This is a genomic window from Stenotrophomonas sp. Steno-Z10-BAI (genome assembly GCF_056393115.1).
In genome coordinates this window covers 354,367-370,955 of sequence record NZ_JBWJOZ010000001.1, presented here as the reverse complement: position 1 = coordinate 370,955, position 16,589 = coordinate 354,367, and the positions used below count along the sequence as shown (strand labels likewise).

Genomic DNA, 16,589 nt, shown 5'->3' with positions numbered 1-16,589 from the left:
CGGATCGCATCTCGGTGCTGAGGGTGACCGGAGTCTACCATTCGCCTGCGTATGGGTGCCTTGGGGGGTCAGCCCGGCCCGCCGTCATCGACCGCATACCCATTCCGTCCGGCTCCCTTGGCCCGGTACAGCGCGGCGTCGGCGCCTTCGAAGAAGTGCCGCGGCTCGGTGCCGGGCGTCGGCACCCGGGTGAACACGCCGACGGTTACCGTGATGTGCGTGGTCGTGCCGTGGCCGGCGGGGATTTCCAGCGCCTGCGCCCGTGCGACCAGATCCTGCACCACCTGTACTGCGCCTTCCGGCGTGGTGTCGGGCAGGATCAGCGCGAACTCGTCGCCGCCAAAGCGCGCGGCCATGTCGCGGGGCCGGCGCGCGTGCGCCCGGATCTCCTGCGCGATCCGGCGCAGCACGGTGTCGCCGGCCTGATGACCGAAATCGTCGTTGTGGCGCTTGAAGTGATCCACGTCGATCAGCACCAGGCTCAGCGGCCGTCCGCTGCGGCGGCCGGCATCGTGCTCGGCCTGCAGGGTCTGCTCGAAGCGCAGCCGGTTGCCCAGCCCGGTGAGTGCATCGCTGTTGGCCTGGCGGCGCCAGGCGCTGACCCGCCACAGCGTCCAGGCCAGGATCACCGCCAGCATGCCGATCAAGGCGGCGGCCGGTGCGAACCACAGGTTGCCGGCGCGCAGCAGCACGAAGCTCGCCAGCAACGTCAACGGCAGGGCGAGCACGCCGCTCAGCCACGCCCGCGGCAGGGTCAACAACAGGCAGCACAGGGCCACCAGCAGCCCGCTGAGGGCGCTCTGCCACGCTGGCGGTAGGGGATTGATCACCTTGTCGGCGAGCAGCATCGAAGCGACGTTGGCCTGGTACTCGCTGCCACTCATCCAGCGCTCGCGGGTGGTTGGGGTCAGCAGGCGCGGCGCGATCCCGCTGGCCGTCATGCCGACCAGCACCAGGCGGCCGCGCAGCAGCGCCGGATCGACTTCGCCGTTGAGCACATCGGCGTAGGAGACCTGCGGGAAGCGTTCGGGCGGACCGGCGTAGCGCACGCGTACGTAGTGGTCGCGGCGCCACTGGTACGGCGACACCAGGTCCGGCTGATCATCGTGCAGCCCGGGCAGCGGGCCGTGGGTGTCCGCCAGCGCCAAGCCAAGGGCCGGCCAGTGCGGTGAGCCGATACCGGCCGTGAGGTACAGGCCGCGGGCGACGCCATCGCCGTCGACTTCGATGTCGCTGTGACCCAGGCTGGCCGCATTGGCGGCGATCAGCGGAATCGGCAGCAGTTCTTCGGCCATGCGCGGGCCACTGGCGGGCGCGGCCAGCACCGGCAGCACCACATGCCCGTTGCGCCGGATCGCCGCCGCCAGTTCGGCATCCTGGGTACTGTCCTGGCGGTCCGGTTCGGACAGCATCAGATCCAGCACGACGCGCGCGGCGCGGGCGTCGGTCAGCCGGTCCAGCAGGCGCGCGTGGGTACCGCGCGGCCACGGCCACTGGCCCAGCTGCTGCAGGCTGTTGTCGTCGATGGCCACGATCAGCAGGCGCGCGTCGGGCGTGTATTCCCAGCCACCGACGCAGGCGTCGTAGACCACCTCATCCTGTTTCCAGAACCACTGCCAATGACTGGCCGCGACCGCCAGGGCGCCGACCAGTGCGGCCAGCGCGATGCGTTGCGGCCAGGGCAGGTGCAGGGGCGTCACAGCAGCAGCAACAACAACAGCGCACCGCCCCCGGTGGCGTAACAGGTCCGGCACGGCAGGGCGATCTGCTGGGCCGGCGAGAACGGACCGGCGTAACCGTCCTCATCGATGTACTGCACGCGCACGTGCAGCGTGCCGTGCCACGGGCGCTTGATCGAGACCTCCGGCTGGTCCAGTTCCTGATCGAGCAGCGGGGCACGGAAGTCGCCACGACGGTCCAACTGCACGCGATAGCGCTGACCGGGTTCGCCGGCCTGCCAGCGCAGCGTCAGTTGGCCTTTGGCGGCCTCCGGCGGCTGCAGCGCCGGGTCGACCGGTTCGTCGGTGATGGTCAGCGGCAGCGGCTGCCCGAAACGCCCGCGGTCGCCGTTGCGATCCACCGACGCCACGCGCCAGACATACTCGCCCGGGGGGAGGTCCAGGACGGGACGCAGGTGGGTGGCGCGGGTGTCCTGTTCGAGCAGGAGAGGGAGGAACAGCGGATCGCGGGCGATCTGCAGCACCGTGCGCTCGGCCTCGGCCACCCGGGTCCATTCGAAGCGCGGCCGCGCGCTGTTGATGGTCTGGCCATGCAGCGGCCGCACGGTCAGCGGCGCGACCGGCTGGTCACGCACCTGGAAATCCTGCTCGGCATCCAGTCCTTCCACCTGCTCGGCGCTGACCGCGCGGACCAGCAGACGCAGCTCGCCCGGCGGCAGATCGGGCAGGGTGAGTGTGGTGGCGTCGGTATCGCGCGCGAACAGCAGGACCTCCGGCTGGTCGGCGCGGACGACCTCCACCCGGTACCCGGCGGCATCTGTTACCGGCTGCCAGGCCAGCGCCGCGGGCAGGGTGGCCAGCCGCTGCGGTTCGCTCGACAGCACCGGTGCGGGCAGCAGCGCCTCCACGCCGGCCGGGCGTGCGTCGAGCGAGGGGCTGCGGGTGGCCTGGCCGCGGCTGACCAGGCGCTGGCCGCGGGGGTTGCCGACCTGCACGCGGCCTTCCAGCACTTCGGTGGCCGCGCCGCGGCCGTCCTGGCCGGCGCTGACCCGGAAGACGGTGCCACGCACGCTGCTGGTCGCCGTCGGCGCATCGATGATGTAGCGCGAGGCGGGGCCGTTGGCCGGGGTCACCCGGTTGCTGGCGCGCCCCTGTTCCAGGCGCAGGCGGGTATCGACCATGCCGGTGCGGCCGTAGCGGGAGAGCTGGTCGAAGCGCAGGCGCGAACGCTCGCGCAGCTGCAGCCGCGAATCATCGGCAAACACCACGGTGACGCTGGCATCCTCGCCGGTGACCAGTTCCTGCCCGATCCGCAGCAGGTCGCCTTCGATCACCTCGCGATGGGGCTGGCCGTCGGCCTGGCTCTGCACCGGGCCACGCACGGCCAGTACCCGCGCCGGGGCGGGCTGCACCTGCAGCCAGGCGACGGGGAAACGCAGCTGGCTGCCGGGCGGCAGGCGGTAGGGATCGGCGATGCCGTTGTGCGACTGCAGTTGCTCCCAGGCGATGGACGGCTTCAGGTAGCGGGCACTGAGGTCCCAGATCGTGTCGCCGGGGCGGACCCGGTAGGTCCAGTCCTGCGCCAGGACCGGCGCGGCAGACAGCATCATGGCGGCCAGCACCAACAGGCGGGCGGCCATCGGGAAACGGAGGAATCGGGTCAATCTCACGGTCATTCACGGCCCTGCAAGGCGGGGCGCAGCCAAGTAGGCCGCCATGGCCCAGACCTCATCCTCCCCGATGGATCGCAGCCTCCAGTGGGCCGCGGCGGCATTATTGCCCGGGAGTCGTGCAGGGTTTCTGAACGTGATTCACGTCACACATCGAAGTTGCCGGTCTGGATAGGCGGCTTCGTTGGGCCAGCGCCCCCGAAAGGCGCTGGCCGTGGCCGATCAGAACAGCAGCGAGGCCATCCGGCGGCGGTACTGGCCGACCAAGTCTTCATCCTCGATCACTTTGAAGGCATCGATCAGCAGCTTGCGCGGGCGACCGTCGTCGTAGCTGCGGTCGCGGCGCAGCATGTCCAGGAATTGCTCCAGCGCGGCAGCATCCTGCCCGGACAGCAGCAACTGCACGCCGCGCAGGTGGCGCGCCTGCAGATCGTCGCCATTGGCCGCAATGCGCGCCTCCAGCACCTCCGGAGCAGGGGCTTCCTGCAGGGCGCTGGCGAATTCCAGACGGGCGCGGGCGCGCACGGCGCGGTCATCGGTGGAGAGGTTGGCCGGCAGCGCGTCGATCAGGGCGGTGGCCTCGGCGGTGGCGCCGGTCTGCAGCAGGGCCAGGGCCAGATCGAGCTTGAGCTCTTCCTTGTCCGGCTCGGCGGCAATCGCCGCGCGCAGTACATCGACCTGGGCCTGCGGGTCGAGCGGCGGCGCTTCGACGGTTTCTGCCTCGTCCGGGGCCGCTTCAAGCGGGACCACGCCGTGCTGGGTCAGGAACTCGCGCAGCTGGCCTTCCGGCACCGCACCGGGGAAACCGTCCACGATCTGACCGCCCTTGACCAGGAACACGGTCGGCACCGAGCGGATCTGGAAGGCCGCGGCGATCTGCTGTTCCTTGTCGACATCGACCTTGGCCAGCTCGAAGGCGCCGTGATAGTCGCCGGCCAGCTTTTCCAGCATCGGGCCCAGGGTCTTGCAGGGGCCGCACCAGGTGGCCCAGAAATCGACCAGCACGGGGGTCTGCAGGGATTTCTGCAGGACCTCGGTCTCGAAGGTCTCGGTGGTGGCGTCAAAGACGTGGGGCAGATCGCTCATGGTTTCAAATCAACGGGAAACTGGAGAGGAAGTGTATGGTGCCGCCCGCGGCCGGACGCAACCCCAACGGGCGGATTCCGCTTGGAACAGCGACAATGCAGGCCTTCAGACGCAGCCGGGTGAGCCGCATGCAGGGAATCCAACGTTGGGAAGGTGGCCTGGGCATTGCCGCCGCGGTGTTGTTCGTGGGCGCGGTGCTGGGCTTCGGCGCGGCGCTGCCGCTGTTCGATCCGGTCGGCCATCCGGTCGCGCTGCTCGGGGCGATGGACGTGCCGCATGCGCAGGCGTTCAACATGCTCGGTTTCGCGCTGCCCGGCCTGCTCGCCAGCCTCGTTGCGCTGCGCCTGCTGCTGCGGGTGCCGCGCACCGCGCCGTGGTCGATGCGGGTGGGTGCGCAGTTGCTGATGCTGGCCGGCGTCGGCTTCACCGCGATGGGCGTGCTGCCGCTGGATACCCGTGATCTGGACAACCCGGCCAGCCAGTACCACGCCAGTGCCTGGATGGTGTGGGTGCTGGCCTTCGTGCCGGGCGCGATGATGTCCGGGATCGGCGCGCTGCGGCTGCCGGCGTGGCGCGCCGTGGGCGGCCTGCACCTGGCCTGCGGGGTGGGGGTGCTGCTTGCCGCGTTCGCGCTGCAGGCCCTGCTGCCGGCCCCGATGGCCCAGCGCGTGGCCTTCGGGGTCTGGCTGGTCTGGCTGGTGGCGGTGCTGCCGTTGGCGCCCTCCACGCGGCGCACCTGAGCACAGCCGCCGCCGTTGCTGCGCCCCGGCACGCGCCGTGGCGCGCGGCGAGGGCGGAGGTGTTTGGCCAATCCCCAGTCAATTCAATGAGATGACAGGTTTGGCCGCGACGGTGGGCCACGTCGATTGGAGCCCTTTGCCGCACTGCGGTACCCTGTGCCGCTTTGCCGCCGCACTAGCGTTTTTATGACCAGCGTCGAACCCAACGTTTACGATCCGCAGCAGGTTGAATCCGCCGCCCAGCAGTACTGGGATGCCACCCGTGCTTTCGAGGTCACCGAGACTTCGGAGAAGCCGAAGTTCTACTGCCTCTCGATGCTGCCGTATCCGTCCGGTGCGCTGCACATGGGCCACGTGCGCAACTACACCATCGGTGACGTGATCAGCCGCTACAAGCGGATGACCGGCCACAACGTGCTGCAGCCGATGGGCTGGGATGCTTTCGGCCTGCCGGCCGAGAACGCGGCGATCAAGAACAAGACCGCGCCGGCCAAGTGGACCTACGCCAACATCGAGCACATGCGTGGCCAGTTCAAGGCCATGGGCTATGCGATCGATTGGTCGCGCGAGTTCGCCACCTGCACGCCCGAGTACTACGTGCACGAGCAGCGCATGTTCACCCGCCTGATGCGCAAGGGCCTGGCCTACCGCCGCAACGCGGTGGTGAACTGGGACCCGATCGATCAGACCGTGCTGGCCAACGAGCAGGTCATCGACGGCCGCGGCTGGCGTTCCGGTGCGCTGGTGGAAAAGCGCGAGATCCCGCAGTGGTTCCTGCGCATCACCGATTACGCCCAGGAACTGCTGGACGGCCTGGACGAACTGCCGGGCTGGCCCGACTCGGTCAAGACCATGCAGCGCAACTGGATCGGCCGCTCGGAAGGGCTGGAGATCCAGTTCGATGTGCGTGACGCCGACGGCAGCACGCTGGACCCGCTGCGCGTGTTCACCACCCGGCCGGACACCGTGATGGGCGTGACCTTCGTGTCCATCGCCGGCGAACATCCGCTGGCCCAGCACGCGGCCAAGTCCAACCCGGCGCTGGCCGCGCTGCTGGCCGAGATGAAGCAGGGCGGCGTGTCTGAGGCTGAGCTGGAAACCCAGGAAAAGCGCGGCATGGATACCGGCCTGCGCGCCATCCATCCGGTCACCGGCGCCCAGGTGCCGGTGTGGGTCGCCAACTTCGTGCTGATGGGTTACGGCACCGGCGCGGTGATGGCCGTCCCCGGCCATGATCAGCGCGATAACGAATTTGCCAACAAGTACGGCCTGCCGATCCGCCAGGTCATCGCGTTGAAGTCGCTGCGCAAGGAAGAAAGCGCGTACGACGCCACGCGCTGGCAGGACTGGTACGGCGACAAGACCCGCGAGACCGAGCTGGTCAACTCCGAAGAGTTCGATGGGCTGGACTTCCAGGGCGCCTTCGAGGCACTGGCCGAGCGTTTCGAGCGCAAGGCCCAGGGCCAGCGCCGCGTGAACTATCGTCTGCGCGACTGGGGCGTGAGCCGCCAGCGCTACTGGGGCTGCCCGATCCCGGTGATCTACTGCCCGAAGTGCGGCGCCTTGCCGGTACCGGAAGAGCAGCTGCCGGTGGTCCTGCCGGAGAACGTCAACTTCGTCGGCACCGGCTCGCCGATCAAGGCCGATCCGGAATGGCGCAAGACCACCTGCCCGGACTGCGGCGGCGCGGCCGAGCGCGAGACCGACACCTTCGATACCTTCATGGAATCGAGCTGGTACTACGCGCGTTACACCTCGCCGGGTGCCCGCGATGCGGTGGACAAGCGGGGCAACTACTGGCTGCCGGTGGATCAGTACATCGGTGGCATCGAGCACGCGATCCTGCACCTGATGTACTTCCGTTTCTTCCACAAGCTGCTGCGTGATGCGCGCATGGTGGACAGCAACGAGCCGGCGCAGAATCTGCTGTGCCAGGGCATGGTGATCGCCGAAACCTACTACCGCCCGAACCCGGACGGCTCCAAGGACTGGATCAACCCGGCCGATGTGGATGTGCAGCGCGACGAGCGCGGCCGCATCGTCGGGGCGACCCTGATCGCCGACGGCCAGCCGGTGGTGATCGGCGGCACCGAGAAGATGTCCAAGTCCAAGAACAACGGCGTGGACCCGCAGGTGATGGTGGGCAAGTACGGCGCCGACACCGTGCGCCTGTTCTCGATGTTCGCCGCGCCACCGGAACAGTCGCTGGAGTGGAACGAAGCCGGCGTGGATGGCATGGCCCGTTTCCTGCGCCGCTTGTGGGCCCAGGTGCAGAAGCATGCCGCTGATGGCGCCGCCCCGGCGCTGGACGTGGCCGCGCTGAATGCCGAGCAGAAGGCGCTGCGCCGCAAGACCCATGAAACCATCGGCAAGGTCGGCGACGACTACGGCCGCCGCCACAGCTTCAACACCGCGATCGCCGCGGTGATGGAGTTGATGAACGCGCTGGCCAAGTTCGATGACGTCAGCGAGCAGGGCCGTGCGGTGCGCCAGGAAGCACTGCGCGCCACCGTGCTGCTGCTCAACCCGATCACGCCGCATGCCAGCCATGCGCTGTGGCAGGTGCTGGGCCACGCCGAGGAACTGCTGGAAGACCAGGCGTTCCCGGACGCCGATCCGGCGGCGCTGGTGCGCGATGCGGTGACCCTGGCGGTGCAGGTCAACGGCAAACTGCGCGGCACCATCGACGTCGCTGCCGATGCGCCGCGTGATCAGATCGAAGCACTGGGCCTGGCCGAGCCGAATGCGGCCAAGTTCCTGGAAGGGCTGACCGTGCGCAAGATCATCATCGTGCCGGGCAAGATCGTGAACATCGTGGCGGCCCCGCAGGGCTGATCCCGTCGTGCCACCGGGGGCCTGCGCCTCCGGTGGTACCGATCTCCAAGGGCCGGTTGCAGGCAGATCCTGCAGACCGTCCGGTATCAAGTCCTGTTCACGCGGCATCCGGCAGGATCACTGCTTGTTGCCGCGACCGCCGCGCTCCTACAGACTGTATCCATGACCCGATTCCTGCTTGCCCTTGTCCTGACCGCAACCCTTGCCGGGTGCGGCTTCCATCTGCGCAACAAGTTGATGCTGCCGGCCGATACGGCCGCGGTGCAGGTGGTCTCCACCGCGCCTTACAGTGAGCTGGTCAAGTTGCTCCGCCGTGGCCTGCAGGCCTCCGGTGCGCAGTTGGCGGATCCGGACAGCACCGGCCCGGCCTCGCAGCTGCAGGTATTGTCCGAGCGCTGGGGCGATCTGCCGATTGCGATCGATGCCCAGGGCCGTGCCCAGGAGTACAGCCTGCGCTATGCGGTGATCTTCATCTTCCGCCGCGAAGACGGCAGCGAGCTGGTGCCGCAGCAGGTGATCGAACTCTCACGCGACTACGTGTCGCCGCCGACCGACGCCACCGGTACCACCACCGAACGCGAAATCCTCGCCGACGAACTGCGCCGTGAGATGTCCGCCTCGATCATGCGGCGTATCGACAGCGTGGTCCGCGCGGAACTGGAGCATGGCCGTGCCCCGGCCAAGTCCGGCACGACTCCGGCCGTGACGCCCACTACCACCCCGACCCCGGCACCGGCGGTACCCGCCGACGTCCCGCAGGGACACTGAATCCGGTCCGCCTGCGGATCGGCCTGCCCGGATGGAACTGCGCCCCGAACAGCTTGCCAGCCAACCGGCCAGCCAGCCGTTGGCCCCGGTCTACCTGATCGCCGGTCCGGAAACGCTGCGTGTGCTGGAAGCTGCCGATGCGGTGCGGGCGCGCGCACGCGCCGAGGGCGTCAACGAGCGCGAAGTCTTCGATGCCGATGGCCGTGACTTCGATTGGCACCAGCTCGATGCCAGTTTCAACGCGCCCAGTCTGTTCAGTGCACGTCGCCTGATGGAACTGCGCCTGCCCAGTGGCAAGCCGGGCAAGGAAGGCGCCGAAGTGATCAGCCAGTTCTGTGCCAACCCGGCGCCGGACGTGATCCTGCTGATCACCTGCAATGAATGGAGCAAGGCCCACCAGACCAAGTGGGCCGATGCCGTTGGCCGCGCCGGGGTGATCTCGGTGGCCTGGGCGATCAAGCCGCATGAACTCACCGAGTGGATCGAGCGCCGGCTGCGTGGCAAGGGCCTGCGCGCCGACCCGCAGGCGGTGCAGCGCCTGGCCGAACGGGTGGAAGGCAACCTGCTCGCCGCCGCCCAGGAAATCGACAAGCTGGCGCTGCTGGCCGATGGCCAGACCCTGGATGTGGACACGATGGAATCGCTGGTGGCCGATGCCGCCCGTTATGACGTGTTCCGTCTGGTCGAGGCGACCTTCTCGGGTCAGCCTGCGGCCGTGCTGCGCATGATCGCCGGCCTGCGTGCCGAAGGTGAAGCGGTGGCGGCGCTGACGCCGATCGTGATCCGCGAGTTGCTCTCCACCGCCGGTCTGGCGCGGGTGCAGGCGCGCGGTGGCAACCTGGCTGCGGAAATGAAGAGCCGCGGCATCTGGGAATCGCGGCAGGCGCCGTTCAAGCGCGCGCTGCAGCGCCATCCCGAGGTCAAGCGCTGGGAGCGCTTCGTGGCCGAAGCCGGGCTGGTGGACCGCATCGCCAAGGGGCGCGCCGATGGCGACGCCTGGCTGGCGCTGGAGCGGCTGCTGATCGCCGTCTCCGAAGCTCGCGCTGTGCGCCTGCTCGCCCGGGCCTGAGCCCATGGGGCTGCGCATCTATTACGGCGGGACCTTCGATCCCGTCCATCTGGGCCATCTGGCCATTGCCCGCGCCGCCCGCGACCAGCTGCAGGTAGCCGTACGCCTGCTGCCGGCCGCCGATCCACCGCACCGTGCCGCCCCCGGCGCTGATGCCGCACAGCGCCTGGCCATGCTGGCCTTGGCCATCGGCGATGAGCCCGGCCTGCTGCTGGACCGGCGCGAGCTGGACCGGGCCGAGCGCCAGCCCGGTGTGCCGTCCTACACCGTCGATACGCTGCGCGAGCTGCGCGCCGAGCTGGGCCCGCGCCAGCCGATCGCCTGGCTGGTCGGTGCCGACAGCCTGTTGGCCCTGCCCAGCTGGCACGAATGGGAAGCGCTGTTCGAGCTGGCCCATTTCATCGTCGCCGACCGCCCCGGCAGTCCCCTGGCCGCCGCCTGCGACCCGGTGCTGGCGCAGGCCCTGGAAGGGCGCTGGGCCAGCCACGAGCGTGAGCTGTTCAGCGCGTCGGCCGGGCGCCTGATGCGCTTGCAGGCGCCGTTGCGCGAGGAATCGGCCACCGCGGTGCGCGCGCAGATCGCCGCCGCCGGGCCCTGGCGGCAACTGCTGCCTGAGGCGGTGGCGGGCTACATCATCGACCACCGCCTGTACGGCGCGACACCGTCGTGAATACGCGCGGGCCCGCCGCCCCGTATAATCGGCCCCACATTTATCGAGTTGACCCGCTTTGAGCAACCAAGCCCAGCCCCAGACCATCAAGGTCCAACTGCCCAATCCGGCGCCCTCCGTTCTGCAGCTGCTCGAGTGCGTGCGCGGGGCCACCGAAGAACTGAAGGCCAAGGATCTCGTTGAGATCGACGTCATCGGCCGCTCCAGCGTCGCCGATTACATGGTGATCGCCTCGGGCACCTCCAGCCGTCACGTCAAGTCGATCGCCGACGAAGTGGTGAAGTTCGCCAAGAAGCTGGGCGTGATGCCGCTGGGTGTGGAAGGCGAGCGCGAAGCCGAGTGGGTGCTGGTCGACCTGGGCGATGTGATCGTTCACGTGATGCTGCCGCGCGTGCGTGAGTTCTACGCGCTCGAGCGGCTGTGGACCGTGGGCGACCAGCCGCCGATCGAACTGCTCGACGATGCGGACGACGACTACGACGCGCGCTGATCGCAGCGTGCCCGGTCACGACAACGGCGCCGATGGCGCCGTTGTCTTTTGCGGCGCCGCCTGTGGTGGCTGCGGAGGACAGACATGAAAGCCAAGCTGATCGCCACCGGCGAGCGCGCCCCATCCTGGGTGGCGCAGGGCTTTGCCGAGTACCAGAAGCGGCTCTCGCACTGGTTGCCGTTCGAGCTGGTCGAGATCGAACCCGGCCTGCGCGGCAAGGGCCGCGATGCGCGCCGCGCGACCGATGGCGAAGGCAAGCGGGTGATCGCCGCGTTGCCGAAAAATGCCTATGTGGTCGCGCTTGATGTACCGGGACGCCCGCTCAGTTCCGAGCAGCTGGCGCAGCGCCTGGAGCATTGGCGCGGCCAGGGCAGGGACCTGGCCTTCCTGATCGGCGGGCCGGAAGGGCATTCGGCGGAAGTGTCGGCAATGGCTGATGAGAAATGGTCGATCGGCCCGCTGACGCTGCCGCACATGCTGGTGCGCCTGGTAGTGGCCGAGCAGCTGTACCGCGCCGCGGCGATGCTGGCCAACCATCCGTATCACCGCGCGTGAAATAGTTGTCGCCAGACGGGTTACATCTCGCGAAAAACGGGCTACAATGCGCACCCCGCCCGAATAGCTCAGCCGGTTAGAGCACTTGACTGTTAATCAGGGGGTCGTTGGTTCGAGTCCAACTTCGGGCGCCAAGATTTGAAGAAAAGCCTCGCAGCGATGCGGGGCTTTTTCTTGTCCGCGATTTACCCGCGTGCCGCGATCCAAACAAAAAGCCCGGGCAATGCCCGGGCTCCTTGTTCCCCAAGTGCGCTTACCTCATTCGAAGGTGTACTTGGCACCGACGGTGAAGTAACGGCCGATCGCGCCGCTGAAGTGCAGCGGGTTGTAGTTCACGCCACCGTAGGTGGTCGGATCCAGCGGAGCGATGCGGTCGAACAGGTTCTGCACCGATGCGTTCAACTCGAAGGCCTCGGTGATGTTCCAGCGACCGGACAGGTCGAAGGTGGTGAACGAAGAGATCTTGGTGACGTCGGTGCCGTCGGCATAGGCGAACTGATACGAGCCGTCCGGACCGCGGAAGTCGGTGTTCTCCATCTTGGAGATGTAGTTGGCCACGCCGCTGACGCTCCACGGGCCCTGCTTCCAGGTGGTGCCGAAGTTGATGCGGTCCTTCGGGGTGCCGATGCAGTTGGTGACGTCGCAGTTGCCGTGCGTGCCGGCATAGTCGACGGTCACGTCGGCATCGGTACGCTCGAACTTGAGCACATGGCTCCACTGCAGGTCCATCTCCAGCTGGCCCGGACCGATGTCGAAGGTCTGGCGGATGTCGGTATCGATACCGCGGACGCGGGTCGATGCAGCGTTGATGTACTGCGTATTGACCGCCAGGATGCTGCCGGTGCCGGGAACACCATTGAGCAGGTTGTTGTCACGCAGCACGTTGCCTGCGGCAATCGCTTCGGCAGTACTGCCCTGGGCGATTTCGTTGGTACGCTTGATCTGCCACGCGTCGACCGTCATCGAGGTGCTTGAGGTCGGCTGCAGCACCAGGCCGACTGAATAACTCTTGGATTCCTCCGGCTTCAGGTCCTGGTTCGGGCGGGTGATGATGGCGACCGGCAGTGCGCCGCAATCGTCATCGGTCGCGCCCGGGGCCGGGTTGCCGCCGGGGCAGCGCACGGGATCGGCAGCGTTGGAGAACGCGGCCAGGCCACCGTCGCCGTTCTCGGCCGGATTCGGCGCGCGGAAGCCTTCGGCATAGCTGCCGCGGACCGCGATCCAGTCGGCCGGGGTCCACTTGATGCCGACCTTCGGCGTCGCCTTGCCCTCGCCGCTTTCATACTTGTCATAGCGCACCGCGCCGGACAGTTCCAACTGCTCCAGCACCGGGGCGGACAGTTCGACGTAACCGGCGTAAACGTTCTGCGTGCCGTCATAGGCCGAGTAACCCAGGCCGATGATGTCGCCCTGGTCGGTATAGGTCTGCGGGGTCAGGCTGTTGCTGGTCTTGCGCCATTCGGTACCCAGCGCCAGGCCAAGCGGGCCACCTTTGAGGTCCATCAGGCTGCGCGACACGGTGAAGTCGAACATATCCAGGCTGGACTTGGCGCGTGCGCTGATGTCAGGCGAGATGTAGTCATACAGCGCCTGCGAATTGAGCCCGGCGTTGTCGCCGATGCGCCACACCCCGCCTGGGCAGGCCGGGTTCCCAAGCGCGCACTGCACGGCGCTGTAGCGCAGGAAGCCGGTGCGCTTGTTGACCAGATCCGTCCCCGAATGCAGGTAGGCGGTGTCGTAGCTCCACTCACCCCAGTTGCCCTTCACGCCCACCAGGAAGCGGTTGAACTCGTTGGTGTTCTCCGTCACGCGCGGGCCGACATCCCAGGCCGAGTAGCGCAGGCGCGAGGCCTGGCCGGGGATGGGATTGTCCGGATGGGTAGGGCCGAGCACGGTGGCGCCATCGCCGCTGTTGGCGTTGACCGGGCCGCCGGGATAGCCCCAGCCGCCGGACACGCCGGAGGGCGTGTTGCTGAAGGTGGTTTCCTTCTTGGAGTAGCCGATTTCGGTGTAGATCTCACCGCCCTCTCCGAAGGCGAAGCTGGCGCGACCGAACACGTTGACGTACTTCTCTTCCGGGGTCAGGTCACGGTACAGCTGGTTCGGATCCCACAGGCAGCCCTGCTGCTGTGCGGTGACGTCGTTCTGGCCAGGAATGGTGGTAAGGCCCGCACAGCCTGGGAGCGCAACGAGGAAGGCCGGATTGTCAGCGGTCACGGCGCGATCGTCGAAGACCGAACCGGTCGGACCCACACCGCCACGGGTACCGCCGGACAGCGCGGCGCCACCCAGGAACTGGGCGTTGTTGCCGTAGCCCCACGGGCGGATATCGCCGGTGCCGATCCACTTGCGGTTCTTGCGGTCGCTGATCTTGATTGCGTCGGTCTTGCCCACGTCCAGGCTGAAGAACGCATTCCAGCCATCGGTGGCCAGGTCGCCGGTACCGGCGGTCAGGGTGGCCTTCTTGGCATCGCCGTCGCTGTCACCGGACAGGCCGTAGGAGGCGCGCAGGATGGCGCCGTTGAAGTCGCTGCGCAGGATGATGTTGACCACGCCGGCGATGGCATCGGAACCGTAGATCGCAGAAGCGCCGTCCTTGAGGACTTCGATGCGCTCGACCGCATCCAGCGGAATCGTGCTCAGATCGGTGAAGACTTTCTGGCCGTCATCGGCCAGGCCGTAGGTCGCCATGCGGCGGCCGTTCAACAGCACCAGCGTGGAGCCGGCGCCCAGGCCGCGCAGCGAGATGCCCGCGCCACCGCCGGCAAAGCCGTTGCCGAAGGTCTTGGGAATGGAGCCGGACCCATCCGCGGTCAGGGTCTGCAGGTACTCGGCGACCGTGGTCTTGCCGGTGCGGTCAATCTCCTGGCGGGTGACCACCTGGACGGGGGAGGGAGTCTCGGTGTTGGTGCGGGGGATGTTCGAGCCGGTCACCGTGATCCGGTCAAGGTTGGTCGCCTGCTCCTGCGCGAACGCGGAGGACGACGCCATGGCGCCCACCAGCAGCAGCGCGCCGCTGGTCAGGATCGTGGAAATGGAATGGGCCAGGGTATTGCGGCGGCTGTCGTCGCGGCGTTGGATCGGGTGTTTCACAGCTTCTCTCCTGACTGGGAAAACCTACATGTGTGAGGGTCGTCATCGAAATCACTGGCGACGGCGCCAATCTAGGTTTCCGGCAGGTGACGCAAGTGTGAAAAATTGCTTAATTCGCGAAAGATCGTGTGAGGGCCTTGTGTGAATGGGGAGAGCCCCGACGGGGCCCTCCCAGCCCATCAGTGCGGCAACGAAAACTCCACCGGCACCAGGCCATCGGCTTGGACCACCTGCCCATTGACGGTCGCGGGCACGAAGCGCCAATGACGCATTACCTGCTGACGCGCTGCCTGGTCCAGAGCACGAGAGCCGCTGCTCTTTTCGATGCTGACCGCGACGGGGTTGCCATCGGTGCCCACCCGGATGCGCAGCAGGACCGTCCCCTCCTGGCCAAGGCGGATCGCCGCGACGGGATAGGGCGGGGGTGGCGCGCTGCGGTACTGCAGTTGGGCTCCGGCGGCGGGCGAGGGCGCGGCGGGGGCCGGTTCCAGCGCCGGTGCGGCGGTCTCGCTGGCGGGCATCGGTGCCACCGCGGGCGCCTCGTCGAGGGTGGCGGTGGGTGTCGGCAGCGGTGCCGGCGCGCGTTGCGTGGTCACGGGCACGGTCGGGGGGAGCCGCTGCGGGTCCGCTGGAGGGTGACGGATGATCTCCGGCTGCGGCGGCGGAGGCAGCACCCAGCTCACCCGCATGCGCTCGCGCGGGGCCGTGATCAGCGGCTGTGCGGCAGGAATCAACAACAGCATCAGGGCCAGCGCATGGACCGCGATGGCGGTGCTCCACCCGAGCACGCGGGACGCTTCGATGGGCAGCGGGACAACCGGGGACGGGGTACGGACCATGCTCCACTCTCCTTGCCAGATGTGCGGGAACATCAACGTGCCTGCGCGGCGCATGGGGTCAGGCGGGGCCGCGCACTGACAGCAATACCCGAGCGCGGCGTGGGCCGGAAGTCAGGGGCAGGGTGGCGAGTTGGCTGGCAGTCAGGATCCAGCCGCAGACAGCATGACGGCGCCCGCAGGCGCCGTCATGCCAGGCAGGAGCGGACCGCTGGTCCGCTCTCTTCTGACGTGTTACCGGCCCAGGTCGAACACCACGTCCAGGTTGACCGACACGGTCGATTCGCCCGGCGAGACCGGGGTGGACACGTCGGCCGCCATCGGCGCCGCCGCCGCACGCATCATCACCGGGCGGAAGTTGCCGCCGCCGCTCTCGGAGATGCTCACGATCCGGCGCACGCGCAGGCCCAGCGACTTGGCGTAGGTCTCCGCACGGGCCTGGGCTTTCTTCAGCGCGGCCAGGCGGGCCTCGTCATAGACCGGTTCGGGCTGGTCGATCTCGAACTGCGGGCCGTTGATCTGGTTGGCGCCCTGGGCGGCCAGTGCGTCGAGTACTTTGCCGAGCTTGGCGATGTCGCGCACTTTCAGGCTGACCGTGTTGCTGGCCTGATACCCGGTGATCTTCGGTGCCTCGTTGTCGGCATAGCGATACTGCGGGCTCAGGTTGACGCCGCTGGTCTGCACATCACGCTCGGCGATGCCGGCGGCCTTGATCGCGGCGAGCACCTTGGTCATCTGCTCGGCGTTCTGGCGCATGGCGGTGTTGCCGTCCACGGCCTGGGTCACCACGCCGGCCGAGAGCGTGGCCACGTCCGGCACGCGCTTGGCCTCGGCATTGGCCGAGATGTTGAGCAGGGTGCCGTCGGCCGGCACGGCGATGGTGGGCTGGGACTGGGCGTGGGCGGTCATCGAAGCTCCCAGGGCAAGGGACAGGGCGAGCAGCAACGGGGACAGGGACGGGCGGCGCATGTACATCTCCTTGTGAAGACGTTGAGGTTGGTGTCGGGGCGATGAACGCGTCGTGAGGTTTGATGGGGTTGATCACGATTCAAGCGTGTTGCTCGCGATTCAGACAGTAGGCTCAGGTTATGCTTCCTC

The 16,589-nt window shown here is 68.0% G+C and carries 13 protein-coding genes and 1 tRNA gene; 8 read left to right on the top strand and 6 right to left on the bottom strand.

Annotated elements, in window-relative coordinates; all coding sequences use genetic code 11:
- Positions 1-68: 68 nt before the first annotated feature.
- The 3 genes from AC06E9_RS01845 to trxA form a co-directional block, all read right to left on the bottom strand.
- On the bottom strand, positions 69-1,700 hold the full coding sequence (locus AC06E9_RS01845) for a CHASE2 domain-containing protein (RefSeq protein WP_478055390.1): 1,632 nt from the start codon (positions 1,698-1,700) through the stop codon (positions 69-71).
- Entirely contained in the window at positions 1,697-3,319 is a 1,623-nt protein-coding gene (locus AC06E9_RS01840) for a FecR family protein (RefSeq protein WP_152154221.1), read from the bottom strand. Before AC06E9_RS01840 ends, AC06E9_RS01845 begins: the two co-directional genes overlap by 4 nt.
- Positions 3,320-3,571: 252 nt before the next feature.
- Positions 3,572-4,435, bottom strand: coding sequence for a thioredoxin (trxA, locus tag AC06E9_RS01835; RefSeq protein WP_121038603.1), 864 nt, complete (start codon positions 4,433-4,435; stop codon positions 3,572-3,574).
- A gap of 128 nt (positions 4,436-4,563) precedes the next feature.
- On the opposite strand from trxA, the gene AC06E9_RS01830 reads away from it, so the two are divergent.
- The 8 genes from AC06E9_RS01830 (at position 4,564) to AC06E9_RS01795 (ending at position 11,696) form a co-directional block, all read left to right on the top strand.
- On the top strand, positions 4,564-5,175 hold the full coding sequence (locus AC06E9_RS01830) for a DUF998 domain-containing protein (RefSeq protein WP_152154207.1): 612 nt from the start codon (positions 4,564-4,566) through the stop codon (positions 5,173-5,175).
- Positions 5,176-5,361: 186 nt separating this feature from the next.
- Positions 5,362-8,010 (top strand): leucine--tRNA ligase, encoded by a 2,649-nt coding sequence (leuS, locus tag AC06E9_RS01825; protein WP_121038600.1) that lies wholly within the window; start codon positions 5,362-5,364, stop codon positions 8,008-8,010.
- A 162-nt stretch (positions 8,011-8,172) separates the two neighbouring features.
- Positions 8,173-8,778, top strand: a complete 606-nt coding sequence (locus AC06E9_RS01820) for an LPS-assembly lipoprotein LptE (RefSeq protein WP_152154206.1) — start codon at positions 8,173-8,175, stop codon at positions 8,776-8,778.
- 31 nt (positions 8,779-8,809) lie between these two features.
- On the top strand, positions 8,810-9,847 hold the full coding sequence (gene holA / locus AC06E9_RS01815; RefSeq protein ID WP_121038594.1) for a DNA polymerase III subunit delta: 1,038 nt from the start codon (positions 8,810-8,812) through the stop codon (positions 9,845-9,847).
- Between the two features lie 4 nt (positions 9,848-9,851).
- On the top strand, positions 9,852-10,517 hold the full coding sequence (nadD, locus tag AC06E9_RS01810; protein ID WP_478055389.1) for a nicotinate-nucleotide adenylyltransferase: 666 nt from the start codon (positions 9,852-9,854) through the stop codon (positions 10,515-10,517).
- Between the two features lie 58 nt (positions 10,518-10,575).
- Positions 10,576-11,007, top strand: a complete 432-nt coding sequence (rsfS, locus tag AC06E9_RS01805) for a ribosome silencing factor (RefSeq protein ID WP_121038588.1) — start codon at positions 10,576-10,578, stop codon at positions 11,005-11,007.
- Positions 11,008-11,091: 84 nt separating this feature from the next.
- On the top strand, positions 11,092-11,562 hold the full coding sequence (gene rlmH, locus AC06E9_RS01800) for a 23S rRNA (pseudouridine(1915)-N(3))-methyltransferase RlmH (RefSeq protein ID WP_478055388.1): 471 nt from the start codon (positions 11,092-11,094) through the stop codon (positions 11,560-11,562).
- Between the two features lie 57 nt (positions 11,563-11,619).
- Positions 11,620-11,696, top strand: a tRNA-Asn gene (locus AC06E9_RS01795).
- A 124-nt stretch (positions 11,697-11,820) separates the two neighbouring features.
- On the opposite strand, the gene AC06E9_RS01790 is transcribed toward AC06E9_RS01795, so the two are convergent.
- The 3 genes from AC06E9_RS01790 to AC06E9_RS01780 form a co-directional block, all read right to left on the bottom strand.
- Positions 11,821-14,655, bottom strand: a complete 2,835-nt coding sequence (locus AC06E9_RS01790; protein WP_121038585.1) for a TonB-dependent receptor — start codon at positions 14,653-14,655, stop codon at positions 11,821-11,823.
- Positions 14,656-14,834: 179 nt separating this feature from the next.
- Positions 14,835-15,494 carry an energy transducer TonB gene (locus AC06E9_RS01785; RefSeq protein ID WP_282261833.1) on the bottom strand — a complete coding sequence of 220 codons (660 nt, stop codon included), beginning with the start codon at positions 15,492-15,494 and terminating at the stop codon, positions 14,835-14,837.
- A 231-nt stretch (positions 15,495-15,725) separates the two neighbouring features.
- Positions 15,726-16,460: an SIMPL domain-containing protein gene (locus tag AC06E9_RS01780; protein WP_478055387.1), complete on the bottom strand. Its 735-nt coding sequence runs from the start codon at positions 16,458-16,460 to the stop codon at positions 15,726-15,728.
- Positions 16,461-16,589: the final 129 nt, after the last annotated feature.